Annotated in this window: 13 protein-coding genes; 10 read left to right on the top strand and 3 right to left on the bottom strand. The window is 42.7% G+C overall.

Features of this window, described 5'->3' with window-relative positions; all coding sequences use genetic code 11:
• Positions 1–59: 59 nt before the first annotated feature.
• The 4 genes from ACWGXJ_RS16040 to aspS all read left to right on the top strand — a co-directional run bounded on the left by ACWGXJ_RS16040 (position 60) and on the right by aspS (position 6,090).
• Positions 60–935, top strand: coding sequence for an SDR family NAD(P)-dependent oxidoreductase (locus tag ACWGXJ_RS16040; protein ID WP_452567145.1), 876 nt, complete (start codon positions 60–62; stop codon positions 933–935).
• Between the two features lie 37 nt (positions 936–972).
• Entirely contained in the window at positions 973–1,950 is a 978-nt protein-coding gene (locus tag ACWGXJ_RS16035; protein ID WP_452567144.1) for an acyltransferase domain-containing protein, read from the top strand.
• A gap of 31 nt (positions 1,951–1,981) precedes the next feature.
• Positions 1,982–4,255, top strand: a complete 2,274-nt coding sequence (fabD, locus tag ACWGXJ_RS16030; protein WP_452567143.1) for an ACP S-malonyltransferase — start codon at positions 1,982–1,984, stop codon at positions 4,253–4,255.
• Between the two features lie 65 nt (positions 4,256–4,320).
• Positions 4,321–6,090 carry an aspartate--tRNA ligase gene (aspS, locus tag ACWGXJ_RS16025; RefSeq protein ID WP_452567142.1) on the top strand — a complete coding sequence of 590 codons (1,770 nt, stop codon included), beginning with the start codon at positions 4,321–4,323 and terminating at the stop codon, positions 6,088–6,090.
• A 185-nt stretch (positions 6,091–6,275) separates the two neighbouring features.
• Here aspS and ACWGXJ_RS16020 read toward each other — a convergent pair whose 3' ends face one another.
• Complete coding sequence (locus tag ACWGXJ_RS16020; protein ID WP_452567141.1) at positions 6,276–8,219, bottom strand: serine hydrolase domain-containing protein; 1,944 nt, start codon at positions 8,217–8,219, stop codon at positions 6,276–6,278.
• A 257-nt stretch (positions 8,220–8,476) separates the two neighbouring features.
• Here ACWGXJ_RS16020 and ACWGXJ_RS16015 point away from each other — a divergent pair, with 257 nt between their 5' ends.
• The 5 genes from ACWGXJ_RS16015 (at position 8,477) to ACWGXJ_RS15995 (ending at position 14,695) form a co-directional block, all read left to right on the top strand.
• Positions 8,477–10,537, top strand: a complete 2,061-nt coding sequence (locus tag ACWGXJ_RS16015) for a glycosyl hydrolase 115 family protein (protein WP_452567140.1) — start codon at positions 8,477–8,479, stop codon at positions 10,535–10,537.
• 120 nt (positions 10,538–10,657) lie between these two features.
• Positions 10,658–11,320: an S-layer homology domain-containing protein gene (locus ACWGXJ_RS16010; protein ID WP_452567139.1), complete on the top strand. Its 663-nt coding sequence runs from the start codon at positions 10,658–10,660 to the stop codon at positions 11,318–11,320.
• 260 nt (positions 11,321–11,580) lie between these two features.
• Positions 11,581–12,249 (top strand): uracil-DNA glycosylase, encoded by a 669-nt coding sequence (locus ACWGXJ_RS16005; RefSeq protein WP_013310967.1) that lies wholly within the window; start codon positions 11,581–11,583, stop codon positions 12,247–12,249.
• 16 nt (positions 12,250–12,265) lie between these two features.
• Positions 12,266–12,688 (top strand): hypothetical protein, encoded by a 423-nt coding sequence (locus tag ACWGXJ_RS16000; RefSeq protein ID WP_061828460.1) that lies wholly within the window; start codon positions 12,266–12,268, stop codon positions 12,686–12,688.
• Positions 12,689–12,808: 120 nt separating this feature from the next.
• Positions 12,809–14,695: an Ig-like domain-containing protein gene (locus ACWGXJ_RS15995; protein ID WP_452567138.1), complete on the top strand. Its 1,887-nt coding sequence runs from the start codon at positions 12,809–12,811 to the stop codon at positions 14,693–14,695.
• 69 nt (positions 14,696–14,764) lie between these two features.
• Here ACWGXJ_RS15995 and ACWGXJ_RS15990 read toward each other — a convergent pair whose 3' ends face one another.
• Both ACWGXJ_RS15990 and ACWGXJ_RS15985 read right to left on the bottom strand, forming a co-directional pair.
• On the bottom strand, positions 14,765–15,067 hold the full coding sequence (locus ACWGXJ_RS15990) for a hypothetical protein (protein ID WP_061828458.1): 303 nt from the start codon (positions 15,065–15,067) through the stop codon (positions 14,765–14,767).
• A gap of 386 nt (positions 15,068–15,453) precedes the next feature.
• Positions 15,454–15,648 (bottom strand): hypothetical protein, encoded by a 195-nt coding sequence (locus ACWGXJ_RS15985; RefSeq protein WP_452567137.1) that lies wholly within the window; start codon positions 15,646–15,648, stop codon positions 15,454–15,456.
• Positions 15,649–15,788: 140 nt separating this feature from the next.
• On the opposite strand from ACWGXJ_RS15985, the gene ACWGXJ_RS15980 reads away from it, so the two are divergent.
• Positions 15,789–16,226 (top strand): NucA/NucB deoxyribonuclease domain-containing protein, encoded by a 438-nt coding sequence (locus ACWGXJ_RS15980; RefSeq protein WP_023989364.1) that lies wholly within the window; start codon positions 15,789–15,791, stop codon positions 16,224–16,226.
• Positions 16,227–16,228 lie beyond the last annotated feature (2 nt).

Here is a 16,228-nt window from a genome sequence, read left to right as displayed (position 1 = left end):
CATAAACAGGGAACCGATCACTATCAGATAGAAATTACAAATTATTCTGGAGGTAAATCATGAGGGAATTTAAAGATAAGATAGCCGTAGTTACAGGAGCTGCCAGTGGGATTGGCCGCGCTATTGCGGACCGATGTGTAAATGAGGGCATGAAGGTCGTTCTTGCGGACATTGAGGAGGAGGCCCTTCTAAGGGCTGAAAAACAATTGAAAGACATGGGCGCAGAAACGTTATCCGTAGTGACGGATATTTCCAAAGAAGCTGATATACGTGCATTAGCGCAAAAAACGGTTCAGACATTTGGAGCGGTGCATCTTTTGTTCAACAATGCAGGGGTGGACGCCGGCACGGGCTGCTTATTGTGGGAAAATACGGTGGCAGATTGGCAGTGGGTAATAAACGTAAACATATGGGGGATTCTCTTTGCAACTGAAGTTTTTGTTCCTATTATGCTGAAACAGAAAACCGCATGTCATATTGTAAATACAGCATCCATCGCCGGACTATTGTCCGGCCCCGGTAATGGAATATATAGCGCGTCAAAACATGCCGTTTTAAGCTTGTCTGAAACGCTACACCAAGAACTCAGATTGATAGGTTCCAATGTAGGAGTTTCAGTTGTCTGCCCTGGGTTCGTACGTACCCAAATTATGGATGCGGAACGGAACCGACCGGCGGAGCTGAGTAAGCAGACCGGACTAGGAAATCTTCCCCCGGAAAGACAAGTCATTAATCAATTGGCCCGTAAGGCTGTCCAGAATGGAATACTTCCAGAGGATGTAGCAAATCAGATGTTTGAGGGAATCAAAAAAGGGCAGCTATATATCATAACAGAGCCGAAATTCAAACCTGCAATAAGACAACATATGGAGAATGTTCTTAACGAAAGCAATCCTACACCTTCCCAAATGCAATTAGTTCGCAATTTACTGTGAAATATTTATTTTAAATGGTTTTATTAGGATTTTATCAATGAGTATGTTGTGGGAGGTTAGAATGGACAGATCTGTGATTTTTATGTTTTCAGGCCAAGGCTCACAATACTACGGCATGGGAAGAGAATTATATAGGTTAAATTCAGTTTTTCGGAAATGGATGACCAAGCTGGATGAGATTCATACGGATATTACAGGCAGGTCCGTATTAAAAATGCTGTACGACGACAACCGTGGGAGGGGGGACGTGTTTGATAGCCTGTTATATACTCACCCTGCAATTTTCATGGTGGAGTATGCCCTCACACAGGTATTACTGGAAAAGGGGATTTATCCTGATTATGTTTTGGGTTCCAGCCTCGGTGAGTTTGCATCTGTTGCTGTGGCTGGCTGTATGAGTTATGAAGATACTCTTCAAAGCCTTGTCAAGCAAGCACAAATGGTAGAAAACTACTGTCCAAAGGGTGGCATGCTGGCCGTAATTGGCGACCTCAGTCTGTATGACCAAATATCCGTATTGAATGCCAACTCAGAGTTAGCATCAATCAATTATGACTCGCATTTTGTCATTTCGGGCAGCTGTGAGGAACTGGAAAAAATTGAACGCTACTTGATAGCTAATGAGATTATTTGTCAAAGACTGCCGGTCCAGTTTGCTTTTCACTCTTCCTTAATGGACCCTATAGCCTTGGAATATACAGCGTTTTTAAAGCTTAAAACTCTAAGGAATCCGACCATAAATTTGGTCTCATCTATGTACGGAGGCAAGGCAACATCCCTTGACAACCGTTTTCTTTGGGATGTTGCTAGAAAACCTATCCGTTTTCGGAACGCTTTAAAATGTCTGGGAGACGGGGACGGGATTATCTATATTGACCTTGGACCCTCAGGCACTCTTGCTAATTTTGTGAAGTACAATTTTGGTAGCAAGAAAATGGCAAGTATTTGTTCTATTCTTTCGCCTTTTCAAAACGATATGAAAAATTTGGATCGTCTATTTAAAATATTCGACTAATATGCATTCACTAGCAAAAAGGAGGACACAAATGATCGCATATCTGTTCCCTGGACAAGGGGCTCAAGCCAAAGGCATGGGAGTAGAACTATTTGACGAATTTCAGGAATTGGTTGCAAAAGCGGATGCTATTCTTGGTTATTCTATTAAAAAACTGTGTCTTGAAGATCCTGCCAATCAACTAGGACAAACGGATTTTACCCAACCGGCGCTATTTGTCGTAAACGCTTTGAGTTATCTTAATACATTAAAAGAGACTGGAAGAAAACCCGATTATGTTGCAGGACATAGCCTGGGTGAATACAATGCCTTATTTGCCGCAGAGGCATTTGACTTTGAAACGGGCTTGAAGCTGGTTAAAAAAAGAGGAGAGCTGATGGTCAAGGCTACCGGTGGTGGTATGGCAGCGGTCATAGGCTTGAAGGAGGAAGTATTTAGAGAAGTTATCGAGAAAAATAATTTAAGGGAGATTGATGTTGCCAATTTTAATTCGCCAAGTCAGATTGTCATCTCAGGACCGAAGGAAATGATTGAACGGGCGCAGCCAATTTTTGAGGATGCAGGAGCCACAAACTATGTGATTTTAAATGTAAGCGGAGCATTTCACTCCAGGTATTTGGAAGATGCCAGACAGAGATTTGAGGCCTATGCGTCACAGTTCGAATTCTCAAAATTAAAAATACCAGTCATTTCAAATATCTATGCCAGACCCTACAGGCAGCAAGATGTAAGAAGTACGCTGATCAACCAGATCGTAAGTCCGGTCAAATGGTCGGAAAGTATAAGATATCTAATGGGTAAAAATGTAACCCAATTCATCCAGGTTGGACCTGGAAAAGTCATAACAGGGTTAGTTAATGCAATACAACGAGAAGCAGAACCGCTGATTGTGAGGGAGGATGAAGAACATAGCGAGCAGGTACAGGAAGTAAAGTCGAGGAATAGTATATCCGGCCAACGATTTACAGCGGAGTCTCTTGGTCATAGCGAATTCAAACAATATTATGGACTTAAATACGCGTATCTTATGGGTTCGATGTATAAGGGAATATCTTCAAAAGAGATGGTCGTTAAGGCAGGTAAGGCAGGAATGATGGGATTCTTTGGGGCAGGGGGAGTCAAAATTGGGGCCCTTGAAGAAGCTATAAAGTATATTCAGAAAGAATTGAACCAAGGCGAAGCCTATGGAATGAATCTTATTCATGTTCCCGATCACCTGGAAATAGAAAATAACATCGTTGATTTATACATAAAATACGGTGTTAGAACTATTGAAGCCTCTGCGTTTATGAGTATAACGCCTTCTTTGGTAAGGTACAGATTGAAAGGTTTAAAACGAGATGAAAAGGGGATCGTAACACCGCAGAACAGGATTATAGCGAAAGTATCAAGACCCGAGGTTGTGGAGGCATTCTTGAGTCCTGCGCCTCAGAATATCGTAAATATACTGCTAGAGGAAAATAGGATAAGCCGGGATGAGGCCCGGATGGCGATGGAAATTCCTATGGTAGACGATCTGTGCGTCGAGGCTGATTCAGGCGGGCATACGGATCATGCGGTTGCATATGTACTGGTTCCGTTAATGCTTAAAATGAGGGATGAAGCGTTACTTAAGTATAAATACAATAAAAGTATAAGGGTAGGGGCAGCCGGGGGGATAGGGACTCCACAAGCAGCTGCGGCAGCGTTTATACTGGGTGCGGATTTTATCATGACAGGATCAATCAACCAATGTACGGTTGAAGCAGGGACAAGTGATGATGTAAAAGATTTGCTCCAGCAGTTAAATATACAGGATACAGACTACGCTCCCGCAGGGGATATGTTTGAAATAGGAGCGAAAATTCAGGTTATGAAAAAAGGAGTTTTTTTCCCGGCCAGGGCGAATAAATTATATGATCTTTACCGTAATTATAACTCCATAGATGAAATTGATAGCGGAACCAAAAAATATATTGAAGAAAAGTATTTTAAGAAGAGTATTGAACAAGTATATGAAGATATTAAAGCTTATTACCCGGCTGAGATCATTGAAAAAGCTGAAAGGATTCCTAAACGTAAGATGGCGTTGATATTTAGATGGTACTTTACTTATTCTACACGACTTGCAATGAATGGAGACAAACACAGTAAGGTTGATTATCAAGTACACTGCGGACCAGCCCTTGGCGCTTTTAACCAATGGGTCAAGGGAACAATCTTTGAGAATTGGAAGAACAGGCATGTTGATGAAATAGGACAAAAAATAATGGTTGAAACTGCGGAATACCTGAATGAAAGGTATAAAGCTTTAACGATAATGTGAGTATAAGTATGGAGAAAAATAGAAATTACTAAGATAATAGGGGATAAAAGAAAGTGAGGTTTTTCATGCATAGTTATAGGACTCATAACTGTGGAGAACTGGATCAAAAACATGTCGGCGAAGTAGTGAGAATCGCAGGATGGATAAAAAATATGCGTGACCATGGCGGGGTTATTTTTATTGACCTTAGGGACCATTATGGAGTAACGCAGGTTGTTGTTTCTGATAATAACGAATTGAAAGATTTTGTATCAAAGATCAGCAGGGAGTCAACCATTTCTGTTACAGGTACTGTATGTAACAGATCTGAAAATACGATTAGTCCCACTATGAAAACCGGGCATATTGAGTTAGCTGCCAATGAGATAAAAGTTTTAGGGAAGGTAGTGAATCCATTACCTTTTGAAGTAACTTTAGCAAATGAAGCTCGGGAGGATTTAAGATTAAAGTATCGTTTCTTGGATCTGCGGAATGAAAAACTACACAATAATATTATACTTCGTTCTAAAGTAATTCAAAGTATCAGAAGAAAGATGATCGATTTGAATTTTTTAGAGATTCAGACACCTATCCTGACAAGTTCATCTCCAGAAGGCGCCAGAGACTATTTAGTTCCTAGTAGAGTGCATCCAGGTCAATTTTATGCCTTGCCTCAAGCACCTCAACAATTTAAACAATTATTAATGGTTTCGGGCTTTGATAAATATTTTCAAATTGCTCCGTGCTTTAGAGATGAGGATGCAAGAGCAGACAGATCACCAGGCGAGTTTTATCAGCTGGATTTGGAAATGGCTTTCGCAACACAGGAAGATGTCTTTAATATAGTTGAAAATATGCTATATGAAGTTTTCTCCGAATTTACAAATTTTAAAATCTTAAAGCCTTTTAGCAGGATTCCATATCAAGAAGCCATGCTCAAATACGGGAGCGATAAACCTGATTTAAGGAATCCATTAATTATCCATGATGTTACAGAGCTGTTTACAGAGACTGATTTTAAAGTATTTGAAAATAAAACGATAAGAGTTATTGCTGTTCCTGGTTGTGGAGCACAGCCAAGAAGCTTTTATGACGATATAGTAAACTTTGCTGTTGAAGCTGGAGCGAAAGGCCTCTCATGGATTAAGTTCAATGATGATATGTCTCTTAGTGGCTCTATTGCAAAATTCATCTCTGAAGAGGTAAAAAACCAATTAATACATGTTACGCAAGCTAGTTCAGGATATGCACTGTTTTTTGCTGCTGACCAACTTAAAAATGTAGAAAAAATAGCCGGTGCTGTCAGAAATCAATTAGGAAAAAGACTGGATTTGCTGGAAAAGGATATATATAAATTTTGCTGGATAGTTGATTTTCCTATGTTTGAATTGGATCCTGATACTCATAAAATTGGATTTAGCCATAATCCTTTTTCGATGCCACAAGGTGGTATGGATGCGCTACTGAATATGAATCCTCTTGATATCCTTGCGTACCAATATGATATTGTATGTAATGGGATTGAACTGTCCTCGGGTGCTGTCCGGAATCATGATACGGAGATTATGGTAAAAGCCTTTGAGATTGCAGGTTATACATATGGAGACATCAAGAGTAAATTTCCTGCACTCTTTAATGCTTTTCAATTTGGGCCGCCGCCTCATGCAGGTATAGCACCTGGAATTGATAGGATTGTTATGATCATTGCAAATGAATCGAATATCCGCGAGGTTATTGCTTTTCCAATGAATAGCAAAGCGCAGGATATATTAATGGGAGCACCTTCGGAGGTTACTGAAAAACAATTGAGAGATGTTCATATAAAATTGGTAAATACTCAGCCAGAAACAGAATAAACAGATTCAACAACATACTGAAAGCAAAGGCTCAATCCGGCACGTATTTAAATCTCATTGAGTGTGTTAAAAACTCTCCCTGCTAGATGCAGAGGAGAGTTTTTTTATTTAGCTCAGATTAGGGTTGTTCACGATGACAATCTTCATCGGTACACTGGAAGGTATGGCAGGCTTATCGAGTGGAGCTATACCAAAAAGTAGAAATTATAGGAATACAGGAAAATCGAAATAGCTAGAAACGAAAGAATCAGCGTCGCGGTGTATGCCTTTCTTAACCATGTAGTTTGGGTAACACTGCATCTTCTTACAGCAAGATAGGCGGCCGATACAAAGGCAAGCCCCAGTACCCAGAAAAAGATAATATTCAAATTGAAATTGGACATAGGCTGATAGGGGTCGTCTATCAATTGGATGCTTGAAGCAATGAGATTGACGATCACAAGCAGACCCAGCAAGGGTATTACGGTTACACTGTCAGGCAAGGGAAGCCGCGAAGTACTCTTCTGCTTTCTTGCGTCCTTGAGCTTCCGCAGCCATCCAATAATACCGAAAATAGACCCAAGCGCAAACCAAATACCACATCCCCCAACCAGAATATAACTGAAAATGGATGTTTGCAGGAAGGATATCGGCAATTGGTCATCGATCACTCCATATGACAACTGCGTCACTTTACCATCGGCATTGGTTAAGAAAAAAAGACGGCTGATATTTAGGCCCGCATGATCATAAGGAGTGCTCCCGGGAGTCACACGTTCAAAAAAATAGGGTTTGGTTTCTACATAATCAACATTAATATTCATGGATGGAATACTCAGAGTGATTCCGCCATTGCCGTTGGCTGTGACCACTTCTTCCGCATTGGATAATACGGGTATAAGCTTCAATATACCAGATGATACTGCGCGAGCAGAACGGTATTTTCCCGCCACATCCGCGCTATGCTTCAACGTGCTGTCCGCTTGCGGAGTAGCGTCGGAACCCCCGACAAACAGGTCAATGAGTTCGCTTCTCGCCCCGGACATTTCATTTTCCACATTAGTCAGAATACTGATCCCAAAGTTTTGATCCGACACGATAGAGACCAGAGAGGAGAATGAATCTGTATTTCCACCGTGCTCGATAACACGATAATCTCCCGCGAACCGTTCCCAAAAGCCATGGGCATTCCCCGGAAGCTCGGGATAGTGGGTATACGAAGCCTCATGCATTTCTCGCAAGGTTTCATTCTTGTTGAACAGCGAATATTTTAAGGAATGGTCCATGTTCAGATGAGCAAGCATAAAATGAGCCATGTCCTCCGAAGTAATGTTTAACGCACCAGCCGGCACATCATTAAAGAAAACATTCGGTTTTGCCACCCAGTTTCCATCCTTCTTGGAGTAGCCTGTTGCTTTATGTTCGATAACCTCTGGGATAAGATCATACCGTTGTGTAAAGTAAGAATGTTTCATGTCCAGAGGCTCAAATATATGTTTCTGAATATAGGTTTCAAAAGGCATTCCGGATACACGTTCTATAATATAACCGGCCAGGTTGGTCCCATAGTTGGAATAAGCAATCACTGTTCCGGGCTCATAAATCTGTTGAGGCTGATTTCCGGGTGCGATATGCTCCTTGAGAGGCCTAAGATCAGCAGCATCATGAACCAGAAGTTTTTCCAGGCGCTCCTCAAAACCTGCCGTGTGGCTCATCAGTGATTTCAGGGTAATAGGCTTATCAAAAGAAGGCTTGAGAAAGCCGTCAGGCAAGTATGTGCGGATGTCCGTATTCAAATCCAGCTTTCCTTGCTCAACCAGTTGCATTACTGCCGTCCAGGTGAACAATTTCGATACGGAACCGGCCTCCATATAGGTTGTTTCCGTACTCATGGGTGTTTGTTTCTCGATGTTTGCGTATCCGTAACCTTTTGAAAAAACAATTTTTCCGTCCTTTACTATGGAAACCGCAGCACCAGGAATCGCTGTTCCTATATATTTTTTCATAATTTGATCTGTTCTGTTTTCGATTTCGGAAATCGGAATTCCAGAGGGAGTGGTTGGAACGGACCCAGAAGCATATGCCTGGACCGGGATAAATGCCATCAATGCCAACAGGAACAAAGAGGCAAATCGTTTTTTCAATTTCATATCAAGTCTCCTTTTTGCTGCGCTTGAATCTTTAAGAGCAGTCTGTTTTTTGGAACATTTTTAGTGTAGCAGTCAAGTCTTTCTTATTTCTCTCCTGTTCCTTACTTTTTTCTTTCTCAAATGAAGCTTCAACTCTCAAATGATTTACCGAAAAAAAGCTATATTTACGTTGGTACAGCTTTATATGTATGTTGACAACCTATAAAATAAAGACAAGAAGAATCCTCATAGTTGAAAAAAATAGGAGATGACAATAAATGAAAGCCTGTGAACCTCTGACTATTTCATCTGAAAGCGGATACAATCTTCAAACTGATGAAAGTGTGCCCATTGCCCACGCTTGGAACATGATTGCGCGAGATCATAAGCAAGTGTTTGGCCGCGAACCATTGCTAACAGAAGTAGAGCCCTCGATCATTATCCGTTATGCGCAGGAAGGAGATAGCTGTCCGCATTGGCCAGAGGGCTATTGTCTGCGTTTTGTTGCTGGTAGCAAGGGAACGGTACTCCATATTATTGGCCGTGATGAATTAGGAATTATTTATGGACTGCTTCATTACAGCCGTTTCGCTCTGGGTGTGGAGCCGTTCTGGTTCTGGGCGGAGATTCTACCGCCTAAGCGGGATACCATAGTTTTGCCGAGTCAGAATGTTGACAGTATACCGTCCAAGGTCCGATATCGGGGATGGTTTGTCAATGATGAGGTATGCTTGATTGGCTGGAAGGATGATTATCCACCGACGGAGCAGGTGTGGCAGCCCGTTTTTGAAGCGTTACTGCGCTGTGGTGGAAATATGGTGATTCCCGGAACCGATTTACCACGCACAGGTATCCATCATAAGCTTGCAGCAGACATGGGCTTATGGATCACACATCATCATGCTGAACCGTTGGGGGCGGAGATGTTTTTGCGCGCCTTTCCGGGTAAACAAGCTAGCTACAGAGAGCATCCCGAGTTGTTTGAACAGCTGTGGCAGGAAGCGATTGAACGGCAAAAGGAAGAGAAGATTGTATGGGTATTATCTTTTCGCGGGCAGGGTGACAAGCCTTTTTGGGAAGATGATCCTTCCTTAAATACGCCGGACAAACGTGGACAATTAATCTCATATGTGGTTCGCAAGCAGTACAATATGATCTGTGAATTTGTGGAGCATCCCGTGTGCTGCATGGCGATGTATGGTGAGATTGCCGAGTTATACAAGCAGGGGCATATTGAAGTACCCGAAGGGGTGATCAAAATATGGGCGGACAATGGTTACGGTAAAATGGTATCTCGACGCCATGGGAATCTTAATTATCGTGTACCAGCATTGCCTGAGGCGCAGGATGGGGGCAAGAATGGAGTATATTACCATGTGACCTTCCACGACTTGCAAGCGTCAAACCATCTTACCCAATTTCCCTCCTCAGCCAGCTTGATTGTAGAGGAATTAACAGCAGCGTTTACTTCAGGGGCAGACGAGTACCTGCTGGTCAATTCAGGTAATATTTTGCCACATGTATATACGCTGGATTTAGTAGCAAATTTATGGACGAAGGGTGAAGTGGATGCTGAAGATCAGCTTACTGATTTTATCGGGCGGCTGTACAGTAGTCAGCTTCAAGAGATTTCCCAATTATACCGGGATTATTCCCGCTGCACGATCGTTTATGGCCCGCACAAGGATGATCGAGCAGGGGAGGAATTCTATCACCATCCAGCTCGGCAAATTATGGGGCATTGGCTACAAGGCAAAGAAAGCCGTGATGAACGGCTGTACTGGGCTGCTGGAGAAAGGCCTTTTCCTGACCAGGTTCGCTGGTTCAAGGAAAAAGCTGAGTCGGTAATCCCGGACTGGGTTGAACTGCGAGAGCGGTGTCTACGAATTATGAGGCAGTTGTCAGAAGATGAATGTCGAAGGCTGTATAATCAACTGCTTGTGCAGATTGAACTGCATCTAAGTGGCTCACGTGGACTGGCAAGCTTATGTAGCGCTTATGGGCTGTTCCTTGAAAAAGATTATCCACGAGCATTTATACAAGCTTCTCATGCCGTTTGGAGCTACCGAATGGGTAAAGAAGCTTTATCGCTCGCAGGAACTGGAAGATGGGAGCATTTCTACCGGGCAGATTGGTTAACCAATCTAGATAACACTATTTCTCATGCGGACACTGTGCGGAGATTTCTTCGTCTTCAGGGAGACAGTCCGGATATGTTCCTGTGGTCCAAACAATATTTAATGCCAGAAACAGAGAAATATATCTACCTAGAGAATACGCATCGCAAGCCCCTTCCCGATGATGAGTTGGCACGCAGTCTGGAGAAGGTATTATATTAAAAAGGAAGGCATGTAGCATAAGAAGCAACAGCGTCTGCCTGCAACCTTTCCAGCTTATACTACGTCAATGAAGTTGTTAATGGCCAAGCGGCCTAATTCAACTACAAGGTGGAACTTAACATGAGTATGAGAAAAAGTGCATTCGCAGCCATTACAACCGTAGCCATTTTGTCCTTCTCCTTTGGAAGTCAATTGTCTGCGGCAGACAGTCAATTCAAGGATTTGAACAACGTAAGCGGCAAAGAAAAAATCATATCCCTTAAAGATCAGGGTCTACTCAAAGGTGTCTCTGACACGCAGTTTCTCCCGTCATCTAAAGTGACCGCTGCCCAAGGCATTCAGTTGATCTCCGGCGGACTCCAGCTCAGTTTGGCCGCGATTGATTTTAATAAGGCGCCACAGGCCAGCGGACTGTTTACCCATGTTAAGGATACTGCATGGTATGCCGAAGCCTTTATCAACGCGCATTATAATGGCGTAGAGATTCCAAAGGATATTGATCCTGCCAAAGCTCTGACTAAGGAAGAGTTCACCTACATGCTGATTCAGGGTATGGAAAAAGCAGGCGCTCTTCCGATGATTAAAATCGCACCTGCGAATATTGCGGATGACAGCGAACTGGAGCCTTCTTACCAAGGTAGCATTCAACGCTCGCTAGTCTACAAGGTCAATACCTTGGATGCAAATGAAAAGTTTCATCCAAAAAAAGAGATTACACGTGCCGAAGCTGCTGTTATGTTATATAATGCATTGGAATACCTGAATACTCATACAAAATCGTAATAAATACAGCAATAAAGAGCTTTTCTTCTGAGGGGATTTAAGCTTTCAGTTACTTGACATCATTATCGTTAATGTTATAATAAGGAAATCGAATTTAGACCTGCGGTAGCTGATTACCGTAAGGATATTTTCCTGGTCCTTCGGCATATAACACAGGTAACGAATAAATAAGCTGGCTCCGGATGAGGAGTTCAGCTTATTTTTTTGGATCAAAAAGCTTACCGTTTTCACAGATCTACATATTGAGAGGAGACAGGGGTATGTTTGGAAATGACTGGGATGATGTACTACGAGAAGAGGTCGAAAAGCCATACTTTAATGAATTAAGGTATACGTTAGCCCGAGAGTACAAGTTACATAAGGTATATCCTCCAAAAGAAGACTTGTTTTCCGCACTTAAATTAACGCCATTTCATCTGACCAAAGCGGTTATATTGGGACAGGATCCATATCATGGAGAGGGACAAGCTCACGGTTTGAGCTTTTCTGTTAGACCTGGTGTGCGAACACCGCCATCTCTACTAAATATATATAAGGAGCTTCGCGATGATATCGGTACTCCCATTCCGAATCAGGGATACCTCGTTCCTTGGGCTGAGCAAGGTGTGCTGCTGCTAAACAACGTGTTAACCGTGCGTGAAGGACAACCGCAATCTCACCAGGGAATAGGTTGGGAACGTTTCACGGATGCTGTCATTGAAGCGATTAATGAGCGCGAGCAGCCAGCAGTGTTTATTTTGTGGGGGAGCCATGCTCAGAAAAAAGCAAGCTTCGTGAATACCAGCAAGCATTTGGTGCTGAAATCCGTTCATCCGAGTCCATTGGCGGCTCACAGAGGCTTTTTTGGCAGCAAGCCTTTTTCGCGTACCAATGCATTTTTGCAGGAGCATGGAATGGAGCCGATTCGGTGGGAGATTCCTAACCGCTAGCACTGGAGGTGAGGACATGCGTCAATGGAAGGGACGTCAGGTCATTTTATATCACGGCAACAACGATCATACCCAGAAGGTGCGCGGCACGCTTGAAAAATGGGATGATATACGAAAGTGCGTTATTTTAGGCCCGAAAATGCTGGCTATTCCTTTTGAAAATATTACATATATTACCATGCTACCTCCGGGGCGTGAGCGTAGAAGCCGCCATCCGGCGAAGCTCAACGCTATCGGTTATGTAATGAGTGTTCCGTTACAGTTTGATAATGCCATTCATTTTCAGTCGGCGGTGACGATTTGGAGAGAAGATCAGCTGATTGCTTATAATGTAAAGCTGGTTAGTCACTCGGCACACAATGTAATCCTTGAAGATGGACAAACCTTATCTAAAGAAGAGCATTTGTTTGTGGTAAGGTCACTGCGTGGAGAACTTTAACTGTAATTATTCACCTTTTTTTGATGAAGGGTTCAATTTAGTAAGCTGCTAACCGATAAAAGTAATGGGATTGTTAATTCTATCCTATTTTATAGAGATGAAACTAAGGGAGAGAAACGAATGGAGCGTATGAAACGTATGAGCAAACGGAGTACCTTCTTACTTGCTTTGCTGATGTTTGTATTTGCAGCATGGCCAGCGGGTTTGATCCGGGCTGAGGAGAGCACGACCTCCACGGTACAGTGGGACAGTCAAAATCCGACTACATTGAATCTGGGTGGAAGCCCCGCTCAATTAAAAGTGTGGTCATTGACTGAAAAGGGCAAAGAAGATGTTACCCAAAAGGCAGAATGGATCTCTGGGGATTCAAGCATTTTAAAGGTTGATAAGGGGCTCATTACTCCTGTGTCAAAAGGGCAGATTAAGGTTGTTGCCACATATGAGAAGCAAACGGTAAGTACAACGATTACAGTAAAATCGCCTTACAGCAAGCTGCAATTAAATCCGTCTAGTCCCATTAATTTGACGATTGGCGGAGAATCAAAGCAATTGACTGCTCAAGGTGTACTTACTGGAGGTGGGACGGAAAATGTATCCGGTGTCGAATGGACTTCTTCGAATGCGGCTGTTGCTACCGTTGAAGATGGTCTTGTTCGTCCACTTGCCAAAGGCGTGACTTACATTAAGGCAAGCAAAGATGAACTTAAAGCACAAACGATTGTGTATGTGCGTTCTTCTTCTCAGGCGTTAGTATTGAGTGCAACTGGGGCCAAATCGGTCTTTCTGGGTAGCTCCCCAATTCAGGTTAGTGCAACCGATGTTAACCTGACTGGCGGCAAAACAGATGTAACCAACACGGCAGAATGGACTTCCTCTAATCCGCTGGTTGCCACAGTCGAGCAAGGTAAAATCACACCAATGGATGCAGGCAATTCGACGATTACAGCGTCCTATCACGGTTTGAGCAAGACTCTGAAGATTAATGTACTTCCAACGGTTGAAAAACTGGTTTCGAGCAAAGCCAGTCTGACTCTCGAAACAGGAGGCAAAACTTCTCTTCCGAGTATATCTGCTTATTTGGTCAATGGAGCAAAAAAAGCAGTTCAATCCGATGTAAAATGGAGCTTAAGCAGTGAAAGTGCAGTTAAAATAGCAAATGGTAAGCTAGTTGCAGTGAACCCAGGCAGTGCAACATTGACAGCAACGGTAGGTGCACTCAAACTTGATATTCCAGTGACTGTGCAATACAAAGTACTTAAACTAACCGCTTCAGAGAAAAAATACGTATTGGTTGCAGGCCAAGAAGCAAATATTCCGACAGTAAAAGCACACATGGCTGGTGGCGGAATCCTTGATGTTACCAATCAGGTAAGCTGGGTAGGTACAACAGCCGCAGTTACAGTAGCAAATGGTAAAGTAAAAGCGGTGAATGGCGGTAACTCTGGAATCAAGGCTATGTATATGAACAAATATGTGAAAGTACCTGTCATTGTGGAAGGAGCCATTTCTACATTGACACCAAGCTTTTCGAGTGCTGATATGAATTTGAAAGGAAGTAAGTCCATCAAAGTCATCGGTATATATACGGAAGGTAAAAAAGCTACGCTGAGCAGTAAAGTGAAATGGACAACATCGAATGCTTCCGTAGCGATCGTAAAAGGCTCTTCCATTAAAGCCGTTGGAATTGGAAACGCAACGATTACGGGCACATATCAGGATAAGTCGTTTAACGTTGAGATCAAGGTCACACCTAAGCTGCTCAAACTGGTTTTGAGCAATAAAAACCTGAAGCTACCTAAAGGTTCCTCTCAAGTGCTTAGTGTGAATGCAGTTTATGATTCAGGTGCAACTACCGATGTGACAAGCTCAGCGGTATGGACATCTTCCAAACCGTCGATCGTACAGGTTACTGGCGGTCAGGTGAAGGCGATTGATACCGGAAGTTCCAGTATCAAAGTAGTCTATGGTGGTAAGACTGTAGCGACATCGGCTAGAGTGTTAAAATAGTCTACGCATATTGCCACATCCACTTATACAAAATAACCCCCGGTCCAAAGACCGGGGGTTATTTTCAGCTTATTCTACGCCGTCCTGATAATGATTTTTCCAGTGCTTATCGCCTTTGTGTGCGAAGTCTTCAACTGTCTTTTCCAAAGTAGCTACCAGTTGGGCTTTAATCTCAGAAATTGTGTCTCGGAACAGTCTTTCTTCTGTACCATTGATTTTTTCACCATATAGAGCCTGAGCGGCTACAAATTGACGATGTTGCTCCACAAAACTGTCAATCGAATGCAATGCATGCTCCACGTATTGGGAAATGCTATGATGCTCGTTAGGCAGTTGCAATTTTAATTCATGAACTCTGTTTAATAATGCCATGATGATCACCTCGTGCGTTTTGTTATGTCAATAATTATACATCATTTTCGGAAAATTTTCATTAAATTTTGATTAAAATGTGACTTTTATTATGTCATGATTGCATTTTCACTGGTGATCAGGCATAATTTTCGGAATTATTTCGTTATCCCTTTGTGTCGTGATTTTAAAATTTAATATATATGATACGAAGATGATATAAGAGCAAGCTGCGACAGCTGTCTTTCTGACATGTTATAATGGGGAAAAAGCCCAGTCGGAAAGGTTGTCAGTAAGGTATGAAGCTTTTTAAAGGTTTATTTTGGGGGATTCTGATCAGTCTTCTCCTGTGGTGTGCTTTGTTCGGGCTTGTCCACTGGATGTCTCATTAAGTCGCTCCCTGTATCTTATACAATAACTCTTGTGACCGTATCCACGTCATTAACGGAAATCGTATATACGTGTTCGTCATCGTAGAGCTTGAATTGCTGAGTTTCTTGGTCAGATAGGAGCTTAGGCCAGCCAATTAAGGTACTTCCATTCAGTAACCGGACTACAACGGCTTGCATTTGGCTCACGGCCAGTTTGATCTCATCGTTCATTCGTACAACCTCCTCTCTATACTATTTGTCGTCGAATATTCAACCTTTTTTTATAGTCAGTAAGGGGTTGCAAAAAATAAAATCCGGGGATTACCTTAGTTGAAGGTATCTACTGGAATAGCTTGAAGGGAAGAGGGAAATTGAAGAAAAAATTGCTAAGTTTTATAGCTTTAGTGCTGCTAGCTTTGGGCGCGTACTGGTTTGAAGGAGGCAATCTTCTTACGAAAATGACAGGAGAGAACCCGCCTTCATCGGCTCAGGTTACGCTGCAATTCCCGTCAGGTCGTTACCCTGAAACAGCGCAGCATATTAAGGAAGCCATTCAGGCGGGAAAATCACCGGTATGCACAATTGACCGTGAAGGAGCCGAGCAAAATCGCAAGCATTCGCTTGCAGGTGTTCCCACTCGTAAAGGATACGATCGTGACGAATGGCCGATGGCTATGTGCTCAGAAGGTGGTAAAGGTGCAAATATCAAATACATAGCCCCTAAGGATAATCGTGGGGCAGGATCATGGGTAAGTCACCAATTGGATGAGTATGAGGATGGAACTCGTGTGAAATTTGTTGTGAAATAGTG

Source organism: Paenibacillus sp. S33 (genome assembly GCF_053615415.1).
Note: the sequence above shows the minus strand (reverse complement) of the source record. Positions and strands in the feature narration are given on the sequence as shown.